Annotated in this window: 28 protein-coding genes; 16 read left to right on the forward strand and 12 right to left on the reverse strand. The window is 44.6% G+C overall.

Annotated elements, in window-relative coordinates; translation table 11 throughout:
* The first annotated feature begins 122 nt into the window (after window positions 1-122).
* The 3 genes from pyrB (at window position 123) to OW495_RS20575 (ending at window position 2,051) form a co-directional block, all read left to right on the forward strand.
* Window positions 123-1,052, forward strand: a complete 930-nt coding sequence (gene pyrB / locus OW495_RS20565; protein ID WP_004735321.1) for an aspartate carbamoyltransferase — start codon at window positions 123-125, stop codon at window positions 1,050-1,052.
* Window positions 1,053-1,064: 12 nt separating this feature from the next.
* Window positions 1,065-1,526, forward strand: a complete 462-nt coding sequence (pyrI, locus tag OW495_RS20570) for an aspartate carbamoyltransferase regulatory subunit (protein ID WP_004735320.1) — start codon at window positions 1,065-1,067, stop codon at window positions 1,524-1,526.
* Window positions 1,527-1,661: 135 nt separating this feature from the next.
* Window positions 1,662-2,051 carry a RidA family protein gene (locus OW495_RS20575; RefSeq protein WP_004735319.1) on the forward strand — a complete coding sequence of 130 codons (390 nt, stop codon included), beginning with the start codon at window positions 1,662-1,664 and terminating at the stop codon, window positions 2,049-2,051.
* Between the two features lie 124 nt (window positions 2,052-2,175).
* On the opposite strand, the gene OW495_RS20580 is transcribed toward OW495_RS20575, so the two are convergent.
* From OW495_RS20580 to mlaF, 8 genes are all read right to left on the reverse strand, one after another.
* Window positions 2,176-2,901, reverse strand: coding sequence for a 1-acylglycerol-3-phosphate O-acyltransferase (locus OW495_RS20580; RefSeq protein WP_004735318.1), 726 nt, complete (start codon window positions 2,899-2,901; stop codon window positions 2,176-2,178).
* A gap of 150 nt (window positions 2,902-3,051) precedes the next feature.
* Window positions 3,052-4,317, reverse strand: coding sequence for a UDP-N-acetylglucosamine 1-carboxyvinyltransferase (murA, locus tag OW495_RS20585; protein WP_029223045.1), 1,266 nt, complete (start codon window positions 4,315-4,317; stop codon window positions 3,052-3,054).
* Between the two features lie 8 nt (window positions 4,318-4,325).
* On the reverse strand, window positions 4,326-4,580 hold the full coding sequence (ibaG, locus tag OW495_RS20590) for a BolA family iron metabolism protein IbaG (RefSeq protein ID WP_004735316.1): 255 nt from the start codon (window positions 4,578-4,580) through the stop codon (window positions 4,326-4,328).
* Window positions 4,581-4,593: 13 nt separating this feature from the next.
* Window positions 4,594-4,902 (reverse strand): lipid asymmetry maintenance protein MlaB, encoded by a 309-nt coding sequence (locus tag OW495_RS20595; protein ID WP_004735315.1) that lies wholly within the window; start codon window positions 4,900-4,902, stop codon window positions 4,594-4,596.
* Window positions 4,902-5,561, reverse strand: coding sequence for a phospholipid-binding protein MlaC (locus OW495_RS20600; protein WP_241910206.1), 660 nt, complete (start codon window positions 5,559-5,561; stop codon window positions 4,902-4,904). The genes OW495_RS20595 and OW495_RS20600 overlap by 1 nt, the downstream gene beginning before the upstream one ends.
* A 4-nt stretch (window positions 5,562-5,565) precedes the next feature.
* On the reverse strand, window positions 5,566-6,057 hold the full coding sequence (gene mlaD / locus OW495_RS20605) for an outer membrane lipid asymmetry maintenance protein MlaD (RefSeq protein ID WP_065104177.1): 492 nt from the start codon (window positions 6,055-6,057) through the stop codon (window positions 5,566-5,568).
* A gap of 2 nt (window positions 6,058-6,059) precedes the next feature.
* Window positions 6,060-6,839 (reverse strand): lipid asymmetry maintenance ABC transporter permease subunit MlaE, encoded by a 780-nt coding sequence (gene mlaE, locus OW495_RS20610; protein ID WP_020477255.1) that lies wholly within the window; start codon window positions 6,837-6,839, stop codon window positions 6,060-6,062.
* Window position 6,840: 1 nt separating this feature from the next.
* Window positions 6,841-7,635 carry a phospholipid ABC transporter ATP-binding protein MlaF gene (gene mlaF / locus OW495_RS20615; RefSeq protein WP_065104179.1) on the reverse strand — a complete coding sequence of 265 codons (795 nt, stop codon included), beginning with the start codon at window positions 7,633-7,635 and terminating at the stop codon, window positions 6,841-6,843.
* A gap of 262 nt (window positions 7,636-7,897) precedes the next feature.
* Between mlaF and OW495_RS20620 the strand changes: the two genes are divergently transcribed.
* The 12 genes from OW495_RS20620 (at window position 7,898) to mgtE (ending at window position 17,167) form a co-directional block, all read left to right on the forward strand.
* Entirely contained in the window at window positions 7,898-8,863 is a 966-nt protein-coding gene (locus OW495_RS20620) for a calcium/sodium antiporter (protein ID WP_017107773.1), read from the forward strand.
* Between the two features lie 34 nt (window positions 8,864-8,897).
* Window positions 8,898-9,869, forward strand: a complete 972-nt coding sequence (kdsD, locus tag OW495_RS20625; RefSeq protein ID WP_065104180.1) for an arabinose-5-phosphate isomerase KdsD — start codon at window positions 8,898-8,900, stop codon at window positions 9,867-9,869.
* Complete coding sequence (gene kdsC, locus OW495_RS20630; protein WP_017107771.1) at window positions 9,869-10,426, forward strand: 3-deoxy-manno-octulosonate-8-phosphatase KdsC; 558 nt, start codon at window positions 9,869-9,871, stop codon at window positions 10,424-10,426. The genes kdsD and kdsC overlap by 1 nt, the downstream gene beginning before the upstream one ends.
* Window positions 10,423-10,986: an LPS export ABC transporter periplasmic protein LptC gene (lptC, locus tag OW495_RS20635; RefSeq protein ID WP_065104181.1), complete on the forward strand. Its 564-nt coding sequence runs from the start codon at window positions 10,423-10,425 to the stop codon at window positions 10,984-10,986. The genes kdsC and lptC overlap by 4 nt, the downstream gene beginning before the upstream one ends.
* Window positions 10,967-11,461: a lipopolysaccharide transport periplasmic protein LptA gene (gene lptA, locus OW495_RS20640; protein ID WP_102514350.1), complete on the forward strand. Its 495-nt coding sequence runs from the start codon at window positions 10,967-10,969 to the stop codon at window positions 11,459-11,461. Before lptC ends, lptA begins: the two co-directional genes overlap by 20 nt.
* 2 nt (window positions 11,462-11,463) lie before the next feature.
* Window positions 11,464-12,189 carry an LPS export ABC transporter ATP-binding protein gene (gene lptB / locus OW495_RS20645; RefSeq protein ID WP_017107768.1) on the forward strand — a complete coding sequence of 242 codons (726 nt, stop codon included), beginning with the start codon at window positions 11,464-11,466 and terminating at the stop codon, window positions 12,187-12,189.
* Window positions 12,190-12,243: 54 nt separating this feature from the next.
* Entirely contained in the window at window positions 12,244-13,704 is a 1,461-nt protein-coding gene (locus tag OW495_RS20650; RefSeq protein WP_017110568.1) for an RNA polymerase factor sigma-54, read from the forward strand.
* Window positions 13,705-13,762: 58 nt separating this feature from the next.
* Window positions 13,763-14,050, forward strand: a complete 288-nt coding sequence (gene hpf, locus OW495_RS20655) for a ribosome hibernation promoting factor (protein ID WP_017107766.1) — start codon at window positions 13,763-13,765, stop codon at window positions 14,048-14,050.
* 1 nt (window position 14,051) lies between these two features.
* Window positions 14,052-14,513: a PTS IIA-like nitrogen regulatory protein PtsN gene (gene ptsN, locus OW495_RS20660; protein ID WP_017107765.1), complete on the forward strand. Its 462-nt coding sequence runs from the start codon at window positions 14,052-14,054 to the stop codon at window positions 14,511-14,513.
* 1 nt (window position 14,514) lies between these two features.
* A complete protein-coding gene (rapZ, locus tag OW495_RS20665; protein WP_017110570.1) occupies window positions 14,515-15,384 on the forward strand; it encodes an RNase adapter RapZ in 870 nt (289 codons plus the stop codon).
* 2 nt (window positions 15,385-15,386) lie between these two features.
* On the forward strand, window positions 15,387-15,662 hold the full coding sequence (locus OW495_RS20670; protein WP_017110571.1) for an HPr family phosphocarrier protein: 276 nt from the start codon (window positions 15,387-15,389) through the stop codon (window positions 15,660-15,662).
* 149 nt (window positions 15,663-15,811) lie between these two features.
* Window positions 15,812-17,167 carry a magnesium transporter gene (mgtE, locus tag OW495_RS20675; RefSeq protein WP_289888076.1) on the forward strand — a complete coding sequence of 452 codons (1,356 nt, stop codon included), beginning with the start codon at window positions 15,812-15,814 and terminating at the stop codon, window positions 17,165-17,167.
* 89 nt (window positions 17,168-17,256) lie between these two features.
* Here mgtE and pmbA read toward each other — a convergent pair whose 3' ends face one another.
* The gene (gene pmbA, locus OW495_RS20680) at window positions 17,257-18,600 is read right to left on the reverse strand and encodes a metalloprotease PmbA (protein WP_102280908.1); all 1,344 of its coding nucleotides are present in this window, start codon (window positions 18,598-18,600) and stop codon (window positions 17,257-17,259) included.
* 118 nt (window positions 18,601-18,718) lie between these two features.
* On the opposite strand from pmbA, the gene yjgA reads away from it, so the two are divergent.
* On the forward strand, window positions 18,719-19,243 hold the full coding sequence (gene yjgA, locus OW495_RS20685; protein ID WP_017107760.1) for a ribosome biogenesis factor YjgA: 525 nt from the start codon (window positions 18,719-18,721) through the stop codon (window positions 19,241-19,243).
* Between the two features lie 126 nt (window positions 19,244-19,369).
* On the opposite strand, the gene thiQ is transcribed toward yjgA, so the two are convergent.
* From thiQ to thiB, 3 genes are all read right to left on the reverse strand, one after another.
* Complete coding sequence (gene thiQ, locus OW495_RS20690; RefSeq protein ID WP_065104184.1) at window positions 19,370-20,074, reverse strand: thiamine ABC transporter ATP-binding protein; 705 nt, start codon at window positions 20,072-20,074, stop codon at window positions 19,370-19,372.
* Complete coding sequence (thiP, locus tag OW495_RS20695) at window positions 20,074-21,687, reverse strand: thiamine/thiamine pyrophosphate ABC transporter permease ThiP (protein ID WP_102514351.1); 1,614 nt, start codon at window positions 21,685-21,687, stop codon at window positions 20,074-20,076. Before thiP ends, thiQ begins: the two co-directional genes overlap by 1 nt.
* Before the next feature lie 105 nt (window positions 21,688-21,792).
* Window positions 21,793-22,785, reverse strand: coding sequence for a thiamine ABC transporter substrate binding subunit (gene thiB / locus OW495_RS20700; RefSeq protein WP_102514352.1), 993 nt, complete (start codon window positions 22,783-22,785; stop codon window positions 21,793-21,795).
* Window positions 22,786-22,791: the final 6 nt, after the last annotated feature.

Here is a 22,791-nt window from a genome sequence, read left to right on the forward strand (position 1 = left end):
AAATATTGCTCGCAAGCTAGCATGCTTGCCAGGCCGTCTATTCTGCTTTTCAGCACTTTTTTAAAGCCTCCCATTATGGGGGGCTTTTTTATGGCCAATACATTATTGTGGGGAAGAAGATCATGGCGAATTCGCTCTATCAAAAGCACATCATCTCAATTCCAGAGCTTTCTCGTGAAGAGCTAGAATTAATTGTTCAAACGGCAGGTCAACTTAAAGCTGAACCAAACCCAGAACTCATCAAGAACAAAGTTGTTGCAAGCTGCTTCTTCGAACCTTCAACGCGAACTCGTCTCTCTTTTGAAACGGCTATTCAGCGCATCGGTGGTGATGTGATTGGTTTCGATAGCGGTGGTAACACGTCACTGGCGAAGAAAGGCGAAACGCTAGCAGACTCAGTGCAGGTCATCTCTTCATACGTTGATGCTTACGTAATGCGCCACCCTCAAGAAGGCGCTGCGCGTCTGGCTTCTGAGTTCTCAAACGGTGTACCTGTTATTAACGCGGGAGACGGCGCAAACCAACATCCAACACAAACGCTATTAGACCTGTTCTCTATCGCCGAAACTCAAGGTCGCCTAGACAACCTAAACGTTGCATTCGTTGGTGACCTTAAGTACGGCCGTACGGTTCACTCGCTAACTCAAGCACTAGCGAAGTTCGACAACATCTGTTTCTACTTCGTTGCTCCAGAAGCACTGGCGATGCCTGACTACATTTGTGAAGAGCTTGATGAAGCGGGCATCAAGTACCAACTACTGACCGACATGGAAGATGTGATTCCAGAGTTGGATGTTCTGTACATGACTCGAGTTCAAAAAGAACGTTTTGATGAATCGGAATACGCGCACATCAAATCAGCGTACATCCTGACGGCTCCGATGTTGGAAAATGCACGTGATAACCTAAAGGTTCTTCACCCTCTTCCTCGTGTTGATGAAATTACTGTCGATGTCGATAAAACACCTTACGCTTACTACTTCCAGCAAGCTGAGAACGGTGTTTACGCGCGTGAAGCATTGCTAGCCCTTGTTCTTAACGAAACGCTGTAGAGGAGAGATATCATGTCTAAAGAGACTCAATTAAAAGTTGAAGCAATCAAGAACGGAACGGTTATCGACCATATCCCAGCCAACATCGGGATCAAGGTACTCAAACTGTTCGACATGCATAACTCTAATCAGCGAGTAACTATTGGCCTAAACCTGCCATCCTCTGCTCTAGGCGGTAAAGACTTACTCAAGATAGAGAATGTGTTTATCACTGAAGAACAGGCGAGCAAGTTAGCACTTTACGCGCCTCACGCGACCGTAAACCAAATCGAAGATTACGAAGTGGTTAAGAAGCTACCACTAGAGCTTCCTGAGCAAATCAACGATGTGTTCGAGTGTCCAAACACCAATTGTATTACTCACAATGAACCCGTTGAAAGCAGCTTTAAGATCTTTGAAAAGAAAGAAGATATTCGATTGAAGTGTAAATACTGCGAAAAAGTCTTCTCTCGTGAGATCGTGACAGAAAGATAACGTCATACGGCAACGCCGATCGAACGCAAAAACTATTCAATACCTCGCCTGTGCGGGGTATTTTGCTCTTTACCTATCCTAAGTTTGAAGGCACACTAAAAATCGCTTTTTATCCAATAACTGATGGAATAACCAATGACTAAAGTACTTCACACAGAATCTGCTCCAGCTGCAATCGGCCCATACGTACAAGGTGTTGACCTTGGCAACATGGTTCTGACTTCTGGTCAAATCCCAGTAAACCCAGCAACTGGTGAAGTATCTGCTGATATCGCAGAGCAAGCTCGCCAATCTCTAGACAACGTTCAAGCAGTTGTTGAAGCTTCAGGCCTGACTGTAAAAGACATCGTAAAACTAACGGTATTCGTTAAAGACCTAAACGACTTCGGTACAGTAAACGAAGTTTACGGTAAATTCTTTGATGAGCACGGTGTTGCAAACTACCCTGCACGCTCATGTGTTGAAGTAGCGCGTCTGCCAAAAGATGTAGGTATTGAGATCGAAGCTATTGCGGTTCGCAAATAGGTTTTAATATCTAGAATAAACGGTTTCTAGTAAACAAATTGGCATAGAGCTGAGCGTTTATCAGATACAAAAAAGGTTGCCCAATTGGCAACCTTTTTTATTGTTCATCGTTTCGCTTAGATGATTACTTCTTATTAAGCTCAACCACTTCTTTGTCTAACTCTTCAAGCTTCGCAGCCATCTGCTCACGAGCTAGGTTAGCCAGTTGACGAACATTAGACTTATCGTAATCTTCAGTGCTGATTGGTGGCAGCATTTCAACAATCACATGACCATTGTTCCAACGGTTCAGCTTCACGCCACCTGTTGAGCTACACACGATAGGGATAATAGGTAAGCCAGCGCCAATCGCAGCATGGAAAGCACCCGTTTTGAATGGTAACAAACCACGACCACGAGAACGAGTCCCCTCAGGGAACATCCATACTGAAACATCACTCTCTTTTAGGCTAGTGACCACTTGGTCAATCGTACCTACCGCTTTGCTGCGGTTAGCGCGGTCGATTAGGATATTACCCGTCAGCCAATACAGCTGACCAAAAAGAGGCATCCACGCTAAGCTCTTCTTACCAACAGTCACAACCTTAGGTGTTACCGCTGATGAAATCGTGAATAGATCCCAGCTGTTTTGGTGGTTTGCAACGTAAACATGTTGGCCACGAGAGTAAGCATCTTCCGGGATACGAAGCTCTAACTTCATACCAAAGATTTTCGACATGCGACCGAAATAACGACCAAAGGTAAATACGTGTTTCGGGTTGCGTGGGCTTAGTAGACAGTAACCACACCCAAATACAAACATAAGAATCGCAAATATCGCCACTGCGAAAATACGTAATATTGCTATCATTTTGTTCCTCACAACCGCCAAGTTGATTCATCTATTTGCACAAAATAGGCAACAGATTCACTGGCGGTAAATACAACTATAAAAAAGCCGAAACCAAGGTTCCGACTTTTCTGTTTTCATCTTATTGATTCATGAACTCACTAACCTAAGTTAGTTCGACTCGCTAAACCGTGTAATGTTTGCGCCTAAGGCTGACAATTTATCTTCAATCTTATCGTAGCCACGATCGATGTGATAAATACGGTCAACAATGGTTTCACCTTGAGCAATACAGCCAGCAATAACAAGACTCGCAGATGCGCGAAGGTCCGTTGCCATTACTTGAGCGCCGCTCAATTTTTTGGTTTCACCACAAATAGCCGTGTTGCCTTCTATTTCCGCTTTTGCGCCCATTCGCTGTAACTCAGGGATGTGCATAAAGCGGTTTTCAAAGATAGTCTCAGTGATAACACCACTGCCCTTCGCCATCATGTTAAGCAGAGTAAATTGTGCTTGCATGTCGGTTGGGAAACCTGGGTGAGGTGCTGTTACGATTTTCACCGCTTTCAGCTCACGATCTGTCATATCAAGGCTGATCCAGTCTTCGCCTGTTTCAACCTTCGCACCCGCTTCTTCAAGCTTCGCTAATGCAGCTTCAAGAAGATGAGCGTTAGTGTTACGACAAACGACTTTACCGCCAGACACTGCCGCAGCAACCAAGAACGTACCGGTTTCAATACGGTCAGCAACCACAGAGTGTTGGCCACCACCAAGACGCTCAACGCCTTCGATAGTGATCGTGTCTGTACCTGCGCCAGAAATCTTAGCACCCAGTTTGTTTAGGAAATCTGCCGTATCAACAATCTCAGGCTCGCGCGCTGAGTTATCTAATACAGTTGTACCTTCAGCCAATGTTGCTGCACACATGATAGTAATGGTGGCACCCACACTTACTTTATCCATCACGATATGCGCGCCTTTCAGACGGCCATCAACACTTGCTTTCACATAACCATCTTCCAATACAATGGTCGCACCTAGTTGCTCTAGGCCATGGATATGTAAATCAACAGGTCGGGCACCAATCGCACAACCACCAGGAAGTGACACTTGGCCTTCACCAAAACGAGCAACTAGAGGACCCAAAGCCCAGATAGAAGCACGCATTGTTTTTACTAAATCATAAGGTGCACAAAATTCATTAATTTCGCTGCCATCAACATGAACACTACCGTTACGTGATACTTTTGCGCCTAAACGCTTTAGTAGTTCCATCGTAGTATCGATGTCACGTAGGTGAGGAACGTTACTTACTTCCACTGGCTCTTCAGCAAGAATTGAAGCAAATAAGATAGGTAGCGCTGCATTTTTTGCGCCTGAGATCGTCACTTCACCGCTTAGCGGCTTATCCGATCCAATAACTCGAAACTTTTCCATCATAAACCTTAAAGTGACATCAGTTTCTTATCACGTTCCCACTCTTCTGGCGTAAACGCCTTAATAGAAAGAGCATGGATGTCATTGCGTTGAATGTATTCCATTAGTGGGCCGTAGATTAGTTGCTGCTTCTTAACTCGATTCATGCCGTCAAAACATGCATCAACCGCAACAACTTCGTAATGACTGCCTTCACCCTTCACGAAAATCTCCTGAAGGTTCAGTGCCGCTGCTAATAATTCTTGTACTTTTGTGCTGTCCACAAATAGCTCCTGCCTAATTTTTTATGTGTTCTGCCATCATTGGCTGGATATTGCTCAATTGGAACAACGTTCGTAATTGTTCTGGCACGAAACTGAGCATTATATGACAGTTTTGATTTTTTGCATGCTCTAATAAGTGAATTAGCATCACCATTCCTGCTGAATCGACTCGATTTATATGGCTAAGGTCAATTTCAACGCTCGATTCCGTTGTTTGCCACTTTTCCAATATTCGCCAGATTGCAGGAACGCTGTCTCGGTCGATATCACCGAGCAGCTGATACTCTTTAGAGCTTAGTGCTTGCCATTGAGAATGGCTCATTATTTGTTGCTCTCAAAACGAATGGGCTGCGCTGCCAATTTCTCTAGTTCGTCAGCAACTTGTAAGATGCCTTCATGACGAATTTTAGTATTCCACTCTGACTGCTTGCTTGATAATAGACTAATACCTTCAGCAACCATATCGAATGCCTTCCATTCGCCTGACTTCTTGTCTTTGCGTAACTTAAACTCAAGCTTAATGTTTGGGCGCGGCGTATCAATGATATCGACCTTTATACTCGTAATACGACTATCTGCTTTGATTCTTGGCTCTGGACCAAATTGAATCGTCTGATCCGTGTACTGCGTCAGTACCTGAGCATAAGAAGAAACGAGGTACTTACGGAATGAATCGATAAATACACGCACGTCTTTTCTGTCCGCACCTTTTAGGTTTGGCCCTAACAACTTAAGTGCTGCATATTGAGCGTTCACATAAGGCATCAATTCTTCTTCTACAATAACCTTCAATAATTCAGGATCATTGTGGATATTCTCTTGTTCGTTCTTCAGGCGTTCAAAAGACACTTCGGCTACTTGAGTCATCATCTGATAAGGCTGAGTGCGATCAATCGATTCTTCAGCAAGAACTTGAGTCGACATCAGCAAAGCAACCGCTGTTATAAACCATTTTTTCAATAGGCTATTCGTCTTTAACATGAGACTACTCCTTAGCTTCATTATCATCAGAACCGCCAACGCTATACAGCACTTGGCCTATCAAATCTTCGAGCACTAATGCTGATTTGGTGTCTTCAATCGAGTCACCATCAACCAACATCTCTTCATCTTCAAAAATGAAGCCAGGAACAAGACTGATGTATTGCTCACCAATTAAACCAGACGTTAAGATTTGAGCACTAGAGGTATCAGGAAATTGTGAGTACTTCGCATCAATAGACAGTTCAACCACAGGGAGATAGCTTTCAGTATCAAGCTGAATACTCTGAACTCGGCCAACAACCACGCCACCCACCTTTACCGGAGAGCGAACTTTCAGGCTACCAATGTTGTCAAAGGTCGCTTTTAAGTTGTAAGTATGGTTTGAACCGAGACCTTTTACGTCAGCGACTTGAAAGATCATGATTAAGATTGCGCAAATTCCGGCAATAACAAAGGTGCCGACCCATAATTCTAATTTTCGAGTTTGTTGCATGATTAATTCCCAAACATCAATGCGGTAAGAACAAAATCTAGCCCTAATACCGCTAGAGAAGAGTGCACTACAGTGCGTGTGGTTGCTTGACTAATACCTTCAGAGGTCGGTACTGCATCATAACCATTGAAAAGCGCGATCCACGTTACGGTGATAGCGAAGACCATACATTTGATCATGCTGTTGCCAATATCTCGACCCAGCTCAACAGAAGATTGCATCGCAGACCAAAAGCTACCGTGGTCGATGCCTTTCCAATCAACACCCACTAGCTGACCGCCCCAAATACCTACCGCCATAAAGATCATAGCAAGCAATGGCATTGAGATAAGCCCTGCCCAAAGTCGTGGTGCAATAATGCGTTTAAGAGGATCAACGGCCATCATCTCAAGACTAGAGATTTGTTCCGTTGCTTTCATTAAGCCAATTTCAGCCGTTAACGCAGAACCAGCACGCCCAGCAAATAAAAGCGCTGTTACCACAGGGCCTAGTTCACGTAGTAACGACAGCGCGACCATTTGCCCAAGGTTACCTTCAGCACCGTAATCAATTAATACGACATAACCCTGTAGGCTAAGTACCATGCCAATAAACAGACCCGAAACCAAAATAATAGCTAATGACTGAACGCCAACGCTATAAAGTTGTTTAACTAATAAAGGGAAGTTTTTTAGTCTCGGGACGCCAAACAAAGCGCCAAATAACATCAGGCTTGCTCGACCAAATGACTCACAGATCGCAAGTGTTCGTTTACCGACACCCGCAATAGTTTTCGCAATCATATTAAAACAAATCCTTTTCTAGACTCTTTGCCGGGAACCGAAATGGCACAGGGCCATCCGCATCACCCTGCAAAAATTGCTGCACTCTTGGATCGTCATTGTTGTACAGTTCCTCGGGAGACCCAGCAGCAATAATTTTACTATCAGCCATTAGATAAACCCAATCAGCAATACTCATCACTTCTGGAACATCGTGAGAAACGACAATCGAGGTCAAACCCAAGGCTTGATTCAAATTGCGGATAAGCTCAACTAAAACACCCATGGTGATTGGGTCTTGGCCGACAAAAGGCTCATCGTACATAATCAACTCCGGATCCAAAGCAATCGCACGAGCCAACGCCGCTCGTCTTGCCATGCCGCCGGATAACTCGCTCGGCATCAATTGAGCCGCACCACGCAACCCTACCGCTTCAAGTTTAAGCAAAACAACAGTACGAATGAACTTCTCGTTAAGCTCAGTATGTTCTCGAAGGGGGAATGCCACGTTATCAAAGACATTGAGATCCGTAAAAAGTGCACCCGATTGAAAAAGCATGCTCATTTTTTTACGGGCTTGGTATAACTTACGGCGTGACAACGCAGGAATATTATCGCCATCAAACCACACTTCCCCAGCATCTGGAGGCAGTTGACCGCCAATCAAACGAAGTAAGGTGGTTTTACCAATCCCAGACGGTCCCATGATTGCAGTAATTTTTCCTTGAGGTACCTCTAAGCTAATGTCATCAAAGATAACTCGCTCGCCTCGAGAGAAGCTGAGGTTTTTAACCTTCACAAGCTCAGTATTCAACATAACCTGTTGTTTCCTTGCTCTAAAAAACATCAATTATGGCTGTAATAATAATGAGTCTACTTTAGAATTAAAAGCACTGTTCGATTAATTACACAAAACAAAAAGACAGGCAGGGATTTGAAAGCATTGAAAAATTCACCTTTCGGGTACATTTCTTTACCACTAACCCGGAATTAATTTGTAGAGTGACTTCCCTTTTATCTATCAACAAGTCAAAATTAGCGGTTAATTCTCCGTTTTTTATTAATTTTTAGGAATCATCATGCTTGAAGCGATTGCGTTTCTCATTATCGGTCTAGGTTTTTTGGTGTGGAGTGCAGATAAACTGGTTTATGGAGCCGCTGCTCTTGCCCGCAACTTCGGTATTTCACCTTTAGTTATCGGTATGACGATTCTTGCAATGGGATCTTCTGCGCCAGAAATGATGGTTTCAGCAACAGCTGCTCTCGACGGAAAAACAGATACTGCAGTTGGTAACGTTTTAGGTTCTAACATCGCTAACATCGCTCTGATTTTAGGTATTACAGCGCTTATTAAGCCACTATCTATCAGCTCTGGTGTGATTCGCCGTGAACTACCATTGATGATTGGTGTCACTCTACTTGCAGGCGCTTTACTGTGGGACAACCATTTAGGGTTCTACGAAGGCGTGTTGTTGTTTGTTCTTTTTGCCGCATTCTTATTCGCAATGTTACAAATCAGCCGCAGTGAGAAAAAGAATGGTGATGCCTTTCTTGAAGAGCAAGAATCTGAAGTTCCTGAAGGCGTAAGCAACCCTAAAGCCGCAATGTGGGTGGTGGTTGGTCTAATTGTTCTGCCTCTCGCTGCCAATATGTTGGTTGATAACGCGGTTGTTATCGCTAAGTTCTTTGGCATGAGCGACCTTGTAATTGGTTTAACTATCATTGCCGTTGGCACTAGCCTACCTGAACTTGCAGCGTCTCTTGCAGGTGTAATGAAGGGTGAAGATGACATGGCCGTGGGTAATATCATCGGTTCAAACGTATTCAACATTCTTGCTGTTATGGGTATTCCGGGCATCTTAAACCCATCCATACTGAGTGAATTTGCGATGGGTCGTGATTTCTGGGTAATGCTAGGTGTATCGCTACTGCTTGTTGTAATGGCACTCGGTAAGTCTCGCAGTGTGAATCGTATTGAAGGTGGTGTATTGATTGTGACGTTTGTGGCATATCAAAGTTACCTACTAATGAACATGTCAGCTTAATTATTGATTTAACTTCCCGTACTTGGAGTATTTGATGTCTCAGTCATTCGATTATCGCAGTGTTGCAAAGCAAGTTTTGGAAACCGAAGTTGCAGGTCTTACTCAATTGGACCAATATTTTAATGATGATTTTTGCAAAGCTTGCGACCTTATCCTGAACAACAAAGGAAAAGTGGTTGTGATGGGCATGGGGAAATCTGGCCACATCGGCAACAAAATAGCAGCAACGTTGGCAAGTACAGGTACATCGGCTTTCTTCGTACACCCTGGGGAAGCCGCGCACGGTGATCTAGGCATGATCGGAGCTGGTGATGTTGTGATAGCGATATCCAACTCGGGTGAATCAGGTGAGATCCTGAGCCTATTCCCTGTCTTGAAGCGTTTGAACATCAAGATCATCAGCATGACTGGTAAGCCAGCTTCAAACATGGCGACGTTATCTGATATTCATTTACAAATATCCGTGCCAGAAGAAGCGTGTCCATTAGGGCTTGCGCCAACAACCAGCACTACAGCAACCTTGGTGATGGGTGATGCATTAGCCGTCGCACTTTTACAAGCCAGAGGCTTTACTGCGCAAGATTTTGCTTTGTCTCACCCTGGCGGCGCTTTGGGTCGACAACTATTATTGAAGCTTGAAGATATCATGCACACTGGTGATGCACTTCCTGTCGTTGCACCTAACGCCCTAGTCAGAGATGCTCTACTAGAGATATCGCAGAAAGGTCTCGGTATGACCGCGGTTGTTGGCGATGACGGTCAAATGGCGGGTATTTTTACCGACGGTGATTTACGTCGTATCCTAGACAAGCGCGTTGATATTCATAGCACGCAGATCGGCGATGTAATGACACAAAACCCAACCGTAGCAGAGCCAAACATGCTCGCGGTTGAAGGCTTAAATCTGATGCAAGCAAAAAGCATTAATGGCTTGATGTTATGTCATGAAGGCAAGCTCGTCGGTGCCCTAAATATGCATGACTTACTCAAAGCAGGAGTAATGTAATGACAAACACAGTAGAAACCTTATATGGCACAGCAGACGCAGCCGTATTCGAATTGGCAAAAGATATCAAACTACTGATTTGCGATGTTGATGGTGTATTCTCAGATGGTCGCATCTACATGGGCAACAACGGCGAAGAACTGAAAACATTCCACACTCGTGATGGCTACGGTATTAAATCGCTGATGAACGCTGGCATTGAAATCGCGATCATCACCGGTCGTAAATCTCAAATTGTTGAGAACCGTATGACGGCTCTTGGTATTAAACTTATCTACCAAGGTCAAGATGATAAAGTTAAAGCCTACCAAGATATTTGCGATAAGCTTTCTGTAGACCCAATCAATACGGGTTACATCGGTGACGATCTGATCGATTGGCCAGTGATGGAAAAAGTTGGCTTGAAGGTATGTGTGGCAGATGGTCACCCACTGCTTGCTAGACGAGCGAATTACGTGACAACAATTAAAGGTGGTCATGGTGCGGTACGTGAAGTCTGCGATCTTATCTTACAAGCAAGAAATGAACTCGACATGCATAAAGGTTTAAGCATATGAGTTTTACTCGTATTATCTATTTAATACTTATATTTATTGCCTCTTGGTCGACCTATTACTTGTTCGACAAAGAGCAACAATCAACGATACAAGTAGCTCCAAATTTAGAGCTGCCGGCTTTTAGTGGCAAAAGTCTAGATAACATCAGTTATGACGAAAGCGGTATTCGTAGCTATCAGGTTGAATCAACCTACTTGGAACACTACTCCGTTGTTGGTGATACACATTTTCAAAACCCGGTTCTCTCAGTTTTCCGTGAAGGACATACTATTGAATGGCAAGTGACCGCTGATCGCGCGATCATGGATGAAAATCAAGTCGTCACTTTTTATGATAACGTTGTAGCCAAGAACCTATTGCCAGAGGCGAGCTTCGATACCATGACAACCGATAAAATGGTTGTTGAGCTCACTAGCCGAGATTTTTATTCAGATACTCCGGTCCATATGATCGGTACATTTTTTGAAACTGAGGGACAAGCAATGAAGGGTAACTTCGGTACCAACAATGCAACCCTCTTTAATTCTGTTCAAGGTAGATATGAAACTCTTACACCTTAGTTTACTTGCTTTTGCCTTTGCTGCGCCAAGCGTATACGCCCTATCTTCGGATAGCGAGCAGCCTGTCTACATTGATTCAGACAGTCAGCAGCTGGATATGAAAAGCAACAAAGTCACATTCATCGGCGATGTTGTTCTTAAGCAGGGCAGCATCAATATCAATGCTGATAAAGTGATTGTGACTCGAAATGCGATCAACGGTGAAATTGAAGAAATTCAAGGCTTCGGTAAGCCTGCAACCTTCTCTCAGTTGACTGATGACGGGAAGACACTCTACGGCGAAGCTGACGACTTACATTATCAGCTTGTTGCTGACAGACTGATCATGACTAAGAATGCAATGCTATCGCAAGATGGCAGCATCATTCGTGGTTCTAAAATCACTTACCAAATCGGCTCTCAAAAATTAGTCGCTGACAGTGGTGAAAACAAACGTGTATCAACGGTTTTACAACCTACTGAAGTGAACAAGTAATCATGGCAGTCCTTACAGCAAAGAACCTAGCGAAAACATACAGCAAGCGTAAAGTCGTGACCGACGTAAGCTTACAGGTAGAGTCAGGCCAGATCGTAGGATTACTTGGGCCCAACGGCGCAGGTAAAACCACGTCTTTCTATATGATTGTTGGCTTAGTTGCGCGTGATGAAGGCACTATCAGCATTGATGATCTCGATATCAGTATCTTGCCAATGCACAGTCGTTCACGCCTTGGTATTGGTTATCTGCCTCAAGAAGCGTCGATTTTCCGTAAGTTGTCAGTTGAGAATAACATCATGGCCGTTTTACAAACGCGCGATGAGCTGACTCACGAACAGCGTCAGGATAAGCTAGAAGACCTGCTTGAAGAGTTCCATATCCAACATATCCGAACCAGTAATGGTATGGCTCTGTCGGGTGGTGAGCGCCGTCGTGTTGAGATTGCCCGCGCATTGGCAGCCAATCCTCAGTTTATTCTATTGGATGAACCGTTTGCTGGTGTTGACCCAATCTCGGTTATTGATATCAAGAAAATCATTGTTCACCTGCGCGATCGCGGCTTAGGCGTTTTGATTACCGACCACAACGTTCGCGAAACATTGGACGTGTGTGAAAAAGCTTACATTGTGAGTCAAGGACACCTGATTGCAGAGGGTACTCCTGAAGATGTTCTCAATAACGAACAAGTTAAACAAGTTTATCTAGGCGAACAATTCCGTCTATGATTATATAGAGAGTATCGAGAGTTCTTAGAATAATAACTAGGTAAGTACCACTGAATGAAACCCTCATTACAACTTAAGCTAGGCCAACAGTTAGCAATGACTCCTCAATTGCAGCAAGCGATCCGTTTGTTGCAATTGTCTACATTAGATTTGCAGCAAGAGATTCAAGAAGCACTAGAATCCAACCCACTACTCGATGTCGAAGAAGGCAATGAAGAAACGCCTACATCAGAAGAGAAACCTAGCAGTGACGAGAAAGAAACAGTTGAAACCGCAGAACCGGACTTACCTGATAGCTCCGAATTAATCGAAAAATCAGAGATTGGCAACGAACTAGAAATCGATACCACTTGGGAAGATGTTTATAGCGCAAATACCGGAAATACGGGTATTGCCATTGATGACGACATGCCCGTCTACCAAGGTGAAACAACTCAAAGCCTGCACGACTACCTACTTTGGCAACTCGACCTAACACCATTCTCTGAAACTGACAGAAGCATTGCGTTCGCGCTGATTGATGCCATTGATGACTATGGCTACCTCACCGTATCTTGTGAAGACATCCTCGAAAACTTCGATAGCGAAGAAGTAGAGCTTGATGAGATTGAAGCCGTCCGCAAACGAGTTCAGCAATTTGACCCACTCGGTGTTTGTTCAGTGAACCTACAAGATTGTTTGTTACTGCAACTGGCAACTTTCCCTCAAGACACGCCTTGGCTCAACGAGGCTAAGTTAGTACTTACTAGCCATATCGATCAACTCGGTAATCGTGATTACAAACTGGTCATCAAAGAGACTAAGTTGAAAGAAGCCGAACTACGTGAAGTTTTGCAGCTCATTCAACAACTGGACCCTCGTCCTGGCAGTAAGATAACCCCAGACGAAACTGAGTATGTCGTTCCCGACGTATCGGTATTCAAAGATCTGGGTAAATGGTTAGTGACCATTAACCCCGACAGCGTGCCTAAACTAAAAGTAAATCAGCAATACGCTGACTTAGGTAGCAAAGGTAATAGCGCCGATAACCAATACATCCGCTCAAATTTGCAAGAAGCGAAATGGTTAATTAAAAGCCTAGAAAGCCGAAATGAGACGCTACTCAAAGTTGCACGATGTATTGTTGAACATCAACGCGGTTTCTTCGAACATGGCGCAGAAGCCATGAAGCCGATGGTACTGAATGATGTGGCTTTAGCCGTCGACATGCACGAGTCGACTATTTCTCGTGTAACGACTCAGAAATTTATGCACACCCCTCGTGGCATATTTGAACTCAAATACTTTTTCTCTAGCCATGTCAGTACTGACAATGGCGGTGAATGTTCATCAACAGCAATTCGCGCGCTCATTAAGAAGCTTGTCGCGGCTGAAAATACCGCAAAACCTCTCAGTGATAGTAAGATTGCTGCTTTACTGGCTGACCAAGGAATTCAGGTAGCTAGACGTACGATAGCGAAATACCGTGAGTCTCTGGGCATTGCCCCATCGAGTCAGCGTAAACGTCTGTTGTAGGCTTATTTAGTTAGCTATTTAAGTCATATCTCAGGCAAAAAACTGAAAAGGAAAGTCTATGCAAATCAATATTCAAGGCCATCACGTTGATCTTACCGATTCAATGCAAGACTATGTTCACACCAAATTCGACAAACTTGAACGCTTTTTTGACCATATCAATAGTATTCAAGTTGTTTTAAAAGTTGAGAAAATCAATCAGATTGCAGAAGCGACCCTTCATATAAATCAAGGCGAAATTCATGCAGCAGCAACAGATGAAAGTATGTATGCTGCGATTGATTCATTGGTTGATAAACTCGTTCGCCAACTCAACAAACACAAAGAAAAGCTAAGTAGTCACTAACATGCAATTAAGCGAAGTACTTTCATTGGACTGCACCAAAAGTGCAGTCCAATGCACAAGCAAAAAAAGAGCCCTTGAGCTCATCAGTCAAATCGCCGCTGAAAGCTGCGGTCAAGATTCAACAGAACTGTTTGAGTGCATGTTGAGCCGTGAAAAGATGGGCAGTACTGGCATCGGCAATGGCATCGCTATTCCGCATGCTCGTATGAATGTCAGTGATAAAGCGATTGCTGTATTACTGCAATGCCAAGAACCCATCGAATTTGATGCGATTGATAACCGTCCTGTCGACCTATTATTTGCTCTGCTTGTTCCTAGTGAACAATGTAAAGAACATCTAAAAACCCTTTCTTGTATGGCAGAACGACTTAACGATAAGCAGACCCTTAAACAGTTGCGTAATGCTCAGAGTGATCAGGAGCTTTACGACATCATGATTCAAGTGCCAACTTGCGAGCAATAGCATGCGATTAATCGTTGTTAGTGGCCAATCTGGGGCCGGTAAAAGTGTTGCGCTACGAGTCCTTGAAGACTTGGGGTATTACTGTGTTGATAACTTACCAGTAAATCTACTCAGCGACTTTGTCGAATCAGTGCGGGAAATCAATCAAAACGTTGCCGTCAGCATTGATATCCGTAACCTGCCGAAAGAGCCAAAACTGGTCACAGATACGCTAGAGCAACTAGAATCAGCAACCGACATCGACGTCAATGTGCTGTTCCTAGATGCGAGTAAGCAGACGCTACTGAAACGCTACAGCGAAACACGCCGAATCCACCCTCTTTCGATTGGCCAAGACAAGTTATCACTTGAACAAGCTATCGACTTAGAGAAAACCCTTCTTACACCTCTCGCAGAGCAAGCTTGCATCGTCATTGATAGCAGTGACTGCAACCTTTACGAGTTAAGTGAAAAGGTTCGATTTAAAGTTGAAGGAAAAGAGAAGCAAGAGTTAATCATTGTCTTTCAATCTTTCGGTTTTAAATATGGTCTGCCTAGTGATGCTGACTATGTGTTTGATGTTCGTTTCTTGCCGAATCCTCACTGGGAACCGGCTCTTCGACCATTGACTGGGCTTGATGCGCCTATCCATTCTTTTCTAGAAAAACACTCTGAAGTGCTTGAACTCAAACAGCAGATCCAAGGCTTTGTTGAGCAGTGGTTACCGATGTTAGAGAAGAACAATCGCAGCTACCTAACGGTCGCGATTGGCTGTACCGGTGGCAAACATCGCTCAGTGTATTTAACGCAGAAAATTGGTGAGTACTTCGACCAACTTGGACACCAAGTTCAAATTAGACACGCTTCCCTAGAGAAACAACAGCAGGTTTAACCATGGAATTAACTCGAACTGTACTGATCCAAAATCGTTTGGGTCTTCATGCTAGAGCGGCGGTAAAGTTAGTTGAACTCGCACAAAGCTTTGATGCCACTATCACTATCCATAGTGAAGAAGACAAAGTCGCGACAGCTGACAGTGTTATGGGGCTACTCATGCTGGAATCAGCGCAAGGGCAACATATCACTATCCAAGCCGCGGGTACCGATTCACAACAAGCCTTGGATGCTGTCTGCCATTTAATTGAAGACAAGTTTGATGAGGGCGAGTAGCTCAAGATCACGACTCCAAATACCCAATAGTCCGGAGCAACTTCCGGACACGATTAAATCTTAGTTCTAGCTAAGTTAATGATTTAAATAAGCCCCAGAATTAAGTTACTATTCCAAGCATTGTTAGAATAATGAGATAGGAGGAAAATATGGCAGAGCAATTAGAATTCGACCAAGCTCACCAAACCCTCCAAGAAGTCAGCGAAGCCCTAGAAAACGGCCGATTTGTTCACGTACGCCGACTACTTCAGGACATGGAACCTGAAGATATTGCACACCTTTTAGAAGCCTCCCCTCGCAAAAGTCGTGATGTACTCTGGCAACTCACCGATCCTGAAGACTACGGTGAAATTCTTGATGAGCTAAACGAAGACGTCAAAGATGCTCTTGTGTCAAAAATGGCACCAGAAACCTTGGCAGAAGCAACCGAAGGTATGGAGACCGATGACGTCGCGTACGTACTTCGAAGCCTACCCGACGATGTTTCTCGCGAAGTCCTTTCTCAAATGGACTCCGTTGATCGTGCTTTAGTTGAAACGGCACTATCGTACCCAGAAGATTCAGCGGGTGCGTTAATGAACACCGACGTAATCACGATCCGTGGTGATGTCGATGTTGAGGGCGTCCTGCGTTATTTACGTATGCGTGGTGAATTACCTGACGCTACCGATGCCCTCTATGTTATCGACGATGATGAACGCCTGATTGGTAACCTATCGCTCAGCACACTGATTACGACGCAACCCGATGTTGCGGTTTCCGAAGTAATGGAAGATGCAGACGAAGCTATCGCGGTTGAAACCAGTGCCTCTGATATCGCTAGCCTGTTCGAACGTCGTAACTGGGTTTCGGCTCCTGTTGTCGATGTAAATCAACATCTTGTCGGTCGTATCACGATCGATGATGTGGTTGATGTCATTCGTGAAGATGCCGAACACTCGATGATGAGTATGGCGGGTATGGACGATGACGAAGATACCTTCGCTCCGGTCGTAAAATCCGCACGTCGTCGTAGTGTCTGGTTAGGCGCAAATGTTTTGGCGGCACTCGCCGCGGCGTCTGTGTCTAACATGTTTGAGGCGACACTAAATGAAATGGCTGCCATCGCTGTTTTGATGACCATCGTACCGTCCATGGGCGGTGTTGCTGGTAACCAAACCGTCGCTCTGGTCATTCGTGGTTTAGCACTTGGTCACATCGGTGACAGTAACAAACGCGAACTACTACTCAAAGAAGCCTCTATCGGCTTCCTTAACGGCATTCTATGGGCCGTTATCATTGGCGGTATAGTCGTAGCTTGGAAAGGCAATTGGATCTTGGGAGGCATTATCTCTGCAGCGATGATGACAAACTTGATTGTCGCGGGTATTGCAGGCGTAACCATTCCAGTGATGCTGAAGAAGATGAATATCGACCCCGCGCTTGCTGGCGGTATGGCTCTCACCACGGTAACCGATGTAATTGGCCTATCGGTGTTCTTAGGCTTAGCGACCATACTGATCTAGCGAACATGAACAGATAGCCAACTTTTGGCGAAAAACAAAAAGGGAGCTATCAGCTCCCTTTTTAATTCATCAGATTAGCTTTAATTGAATTACTCGCCTGCGACTTTCATCGACTCAAGCAAGATAGAACCGGTTTGAATTTGCGAACGTGTTTCAACGTCATTACCTACCGCTACAATCTGAGTGAACATGTCTTTTAGATTACCCGCGATCGTCACTTCCGATACTGGGTATTGGATCTCTCCATTCTCAACCCAAAAACCTGCTGCACCACGAGAGTAATCACCAGTCACGGTATTCACACCTTGACCCATCACTTCAGTCACAAGGAAACCTGTGCCTAATTCTTTTAGCATTTGCTCAAAGTTTTGACCGGTAGATTTAACGAACCAGTTATGGATGCCACCAGCATGACCTGTCGGTGTCATTTCCATCTTGCGTGCTGCATAGCTAGTAAGAAGGTAAGTTGCTAACACACCATCCGTGATAATTTCACGATCTTGAGTGTAAACACCTTCGCTGTCGAACGGACTTGAAGCCAAACCACGTAAGATATGCGGACGCTCAGAAATATTGAACCAATCAGGTAGGATTTTCTGACCTAGGTGATCAAGTAAGAACGAAGACTTACGGTAAAGGTTACCACCACTAATTGCCATCACAAGGTGGCCAATTAGGCCTGTAGCGACATCATTAGCGAACATGATTGGGTATTGACCTGTTGGAAGCTTCTTCGCATCCAAACGGCTTACGGTCTTTTCTGCGGCTTCTTGACCAACACGCTCAGGCGTCCAAAGCTCATCACGGTGACGTGCAACGGTGTAGCTGTAATCACGTTCCATTTCGCCGTTAACACCTTCACCAATCACACAACAGCTTGTGCTATGACGGCTTGATGCGAAGCTGGCTAGTAGACCGTGGCTATTTCCATAAACCTTAACGCCATAATGACTGTCGTAGCTTGCGCCATCACTTTGTTTGATCTTGTCGCTGTACGCGAGTGCTTGTCTTTCAGCAGCAATCGCAATCTCAGCAGCATAGTCTGGATTCGGCTCATCAGGGTGAAAAAGATCCAAATCAGGAATTTCTTTCACCATATATTCTTTAGGTGCTGGACCTGCAAACGGGTCTTCAGAAGTGTATTGAGCAATATCAAGCGCGGCTGCGACGGTTTGAGCAATCGCCTTCTCGCTCAGATCAGATGTAGATGCGCTGCCTTTCTTCTGGCCGCGATAAACAGTAATGCCTAGAGCACCATCACTATTAAATTCAACGTTTTCCACTTCACACATACGTGTTGAAACACTTAAACCCGTTGACTTAGTAATAGCGACCTCAGCTGCGTCTGCACTCACTGATGCCATATCCAACGCTTTAGCTACTGCGGCTTCTAGCTCAACTCTTTGCTGGGCGACTTGCTGTTTTACATCCATATCTATTCTAATTTTTTAGGTCAATATTACGTAGGATAACAAGAATTTCGCTTTCTCCCCAAGATTCTTGCTAAAATAGGCAATATATTCGTTTGAGATAGTGACATAGGCAGAAAAGATGGCTCGCAAAAACCAAAAAGCCCCATGGGAACCAGAAGAAGAAATCATCTGGGTAAGTAAGACTGAAATGAAAACGGACATGGACGCCCTGCAAAAGCTGGGAGAAGAGCTTGTTGAACTAAAGCCTTCTATTCTTGATAAGTTTCCTTTGTCTGAAGATCTGGCTTTAGCGATTAAAGATGCACAGCGCTTTAAAAATGAAGCAAAGCGCCGTCAGCTTCAATACATTGGTAAAGTAATGCGTAATGTAGATCCAGAGCCGATTCAAGCGGCTTTAGATAAGATTCGCAATAAACACTCTCAAGCAACAGTTGAACTGCACAAACTAGAGCAACTGCGTGACCGCGTTGTTGCTGAAGGCGATGCTGCCATTTCAGACGTGATGGATATGTATCCTGAAGCAGACCGTCAACGTCTTCGTCAGCTAGCTCGTCAAGCTAACAAAGAGAAAGCGGCAAATAAACCAGCTAAGTCTTCTCGTGAAATCTTCCAAATCTTAAAAGAGCTAAAGCTAGGCGACTAATTTTTGCCTCCCTTTATTCAGAAAAATAACAAAAGACCTAGCGCATGCTAGGTCTTTTTGTATTCGACGCTCTCAATATCAAGAAGTATTCAATATCAAGAAGTATTCAATATCAGGACTCAGCCGTTATTCTCCTGCCCGAACAAAGGAACTCAATTCACCTTGTGGGTGATCGGCAGTTAGCGCATCTATCGAGTCTTCGACTAAAACCTTACCCAGTGCCACAAACACAAACTTGTTCGCGATACTGCGCGCATCACCTAAGTGGTGTGTCACCATCAAAACAGTAATGTTTCGCTCTGCTGCTAATCGCTTCACTAAGCTAAGCATCTCCTCACGAAGCAAAGGATCAAGCGCTGAAAAAGGTTCATCAAGCAGCCAAATATCATGCGGCTGTACAAAACATCGAGCTAGCGCAACGCGCTGACGTTGACCGCCCGATAAATGCTCCGGCAATCTATCCAAATACTCCGCGACTCCAACTTGTGCGGCTGCTTGCTCAACTTCAAGCTTTTGGGTTGTAGTAAGCTTTAACCCTGGATGCAGCCCTAAACCAATATTTTCACGTACAGTAAGGTGGGCAAACAGATTATGTTCTTGAAACAGCATAGCCAATGGGCGTTGATGCGCCTCTTTACCTATCAAAGATTGCCCTGCTACCGAGATCTCACCCGATGTTGGCTCAATAAAACCAGCAACCAGCGCCAGCAGCGTTGATTTACCCGCACCACTAGGCCCCATCAATGCAACAATGTCGCCCTGCTCTGCTTGAAAATCAAAACTAAACAACTCTCGGTGATAGTGGTAGTCCACATCTTTCATCACTAACATCATCGGTTCCTTAACTTTTTAGCATTGAGATTTGAGGTTCGAGTAAATAAAAATTCAATCAGACTAAAACTACCGACACTCAACAACAGCAGACTTACCGAAACAACGGCTGCGGCTTCCATCTGATAGCTGCCTAGCAATTGGAATAGATACAAAGGTAGTGTTCTAAAATCATGACTGCCAAACAAGGCAATCGCACTTAAATCTCCCATTGCAAGCATGAAGCTAATCGAGAATGCGTGCGCCATAGGTTTACGTAATGCTCGCCATTCCACCAGCCTAAATCGGGTGAAACCCGTCATCCCTAAGCTTGCACACACATATTGATACTGCTGAGACAGATGCAACATAGGTTGAGCCAAGGTTTTAATCACGTAAGGCAGCGCCATCAAGCTGTTCACGGCGATCACAATAAAGAAAGCCAAGCTGAACACATCGGTAAATGAACGCAGCAATAAGAAGAGACCAGTACTGATCACGAGCCCCGGTGTTACTAAGATAATAGTGCCAATCAGCTCGATTTTATCGGCTCGAAAATTCTTATTCTGCAAGCGCCATGCACGACTGGTCAGCAGTATCGCAATACCAATAAAAACGGCGATAACACTGGCCAAGGAAGCGACACGCACCGAGGTCATTAACGCCGCCCAAAACGGTTCACTGCTGAGCACCGTCAAAGCTTGAGAGTTAATACCACTAAAGATAACCATGGCTAATGGCGGCAATACCAGCATTGAGACTACGATGATCCAAAAGCTATCCCAAGCTTTTGACCACCAGCTGTCCTTAACCAAATATTTCTCTTCCGACAGCTGGCTGGCTGTCACGGAGATAGGCTTAGATAAGCGCTGAATACTCACTGCTAACACACCACACAGTAGCATTTGCCATATTGCGAGTAATGCACCGGCCTGTAAGTCAAAATCGAATTTAATCGCTTGATAGATGGCTAGTTCAATGGTGGTCGATTTCGGACCTCCACCAAGAGCCATCACTGTCGCAAAGCTGGTGAAGCACAGCATGAAGACCAAACCACAAACATGTGGTAGTTGTTGTCTTAGCCTCGGCCATTCGACCCATTTAAATTTATTCCAATGGCTCATGCCCAAATGAGCACACAGCTTGTGTTGCTCGGCAGGCACGGTATCCAAAGCTTGTAAAAGTAAACGGCTAGCATAAGGCAGATTAAAGAAAACGTGCGCCAGCAAAATGCCATTCAAACCATAAATCGAGAATGGTAATTCAATGTCGAAGTTAGCCAAAAATTTAGCTAACCAACCACTGTTGCCATAAATCGCGAGCAAGCCAAAGACACCGACCAACACGGGCAGAACCAAAGTCGACGCGAACAGCCTTAACAACAGAGATCGCCCAAAAAATTGCCTGCGACACAGAGCGTGAGCAATGGGTATCGCAAAGCCAACACTCAGTACCGTTGAGAGTGTTGCTTGATAAAAACTGAATTTCGTTACATGCCAATAGTAAGGATCGGACCATACTTGGCTGATATCAAGAGAAGGGGCATTGCTAAGCAATGCCCCAACTGCTGAAACCACGAAGGCGGTAATGAGTATCGCAACCCAGATCCCGACCTTAGGTGTTTTCTTTATCATAAATTGATTTTTACCGTAAATAGTCCGCTCAAAATATATCGAGCGAACCTTTAAATACAGAAAGTTAGAAAGCTAATCTTTAGACAATTAAGCTAGAAAGCTAAGTTAGAACGTAAGCGCACTCTGCCATTCACGGATCCAAGGCTTGCGCTTAGCTGCAATTTCTTCAGGCGTAAAGCTCAGAGCTTTCTGCGGTACCGTTAACTGCTCGAACCCTTTTGGTAGTTCGATGTCAGTCACTGGGTACATCCAGTTGCCCGTTGGCATCGCTGATTGGAATTCGTCACTTAGAATAAACGCCATAAACTCATCAGCAAGTTTCTCGTTCTTGCTGCCTTTAACCTTAGCTGCCACTTCCACTTGAGTGTAATGACCTTCTTCAAAGTTTGCTGCTGCGTACTTAGAATCACTTTCTGCAATGATGTGGTAAGCCGGAGAAGTTGTGTAAGACAAGACTAAGTCCGACTCGCCTTCTAAGAACATAGAGTAAGCTTCAGACCAACCTTTAGTCACAGTAACCGTTTTCTGAGCGAGCTTCTTCCACGCGGCTGTCGCTTCATCACCGTAAACAGACTTCATCCATAGCATCATGCCTTGACCTGGCGTTGAAGTACGTGGGTCTTGGTAGATAACCTTGAGATCGTCACGCTGCTCAACCAATTCTTTCAAACTCTTAGGCGGATTTGCTAATTTCTCTTTGTTATAGATAAACGCAAAGTAACCAAAATCATAAGGAACAAAAGTGCTGTCGTTCCAGCCGTTAGGAAGTGTCACTGATGACGTATCAACACTGTGCTCAGCTAATAAGCCTGTCGCTTTCGCCTCAGCCATTAGATTGTTATCTAGGCCTAACACGATGTCTGCTTTGCTATTACCACCTTCAAGACGCAAGCGGTTAAGAATAGACACGCCATCTTCTAGCGCGACAAAATTCACATCACAGCCACACTTTTCTTCGAATGCTTTTTCAACGGCAGGACGAGGGCCCCAATCCGCAGCAAAAGAATCATAGGTATATACAGTTAGAGTATTGTCTGCAGCAACGGCAGAAAAAGAGATGGCTGTAGTAACAGCAAGGGTTGTTAATGTGAATTTCACTGGACG

This window comes from Vibrio sp. 14N.309.X.WAT.E.F5 (assembly GCF_030397615.1).
In the GTDB taxonomy this organism is placed as follows: Bacteria; Pseudomonadota; Gammaproteobacteria; order Enterobacterales; family Vibrionaceae; genus Vibrio; species Vibrio lentus.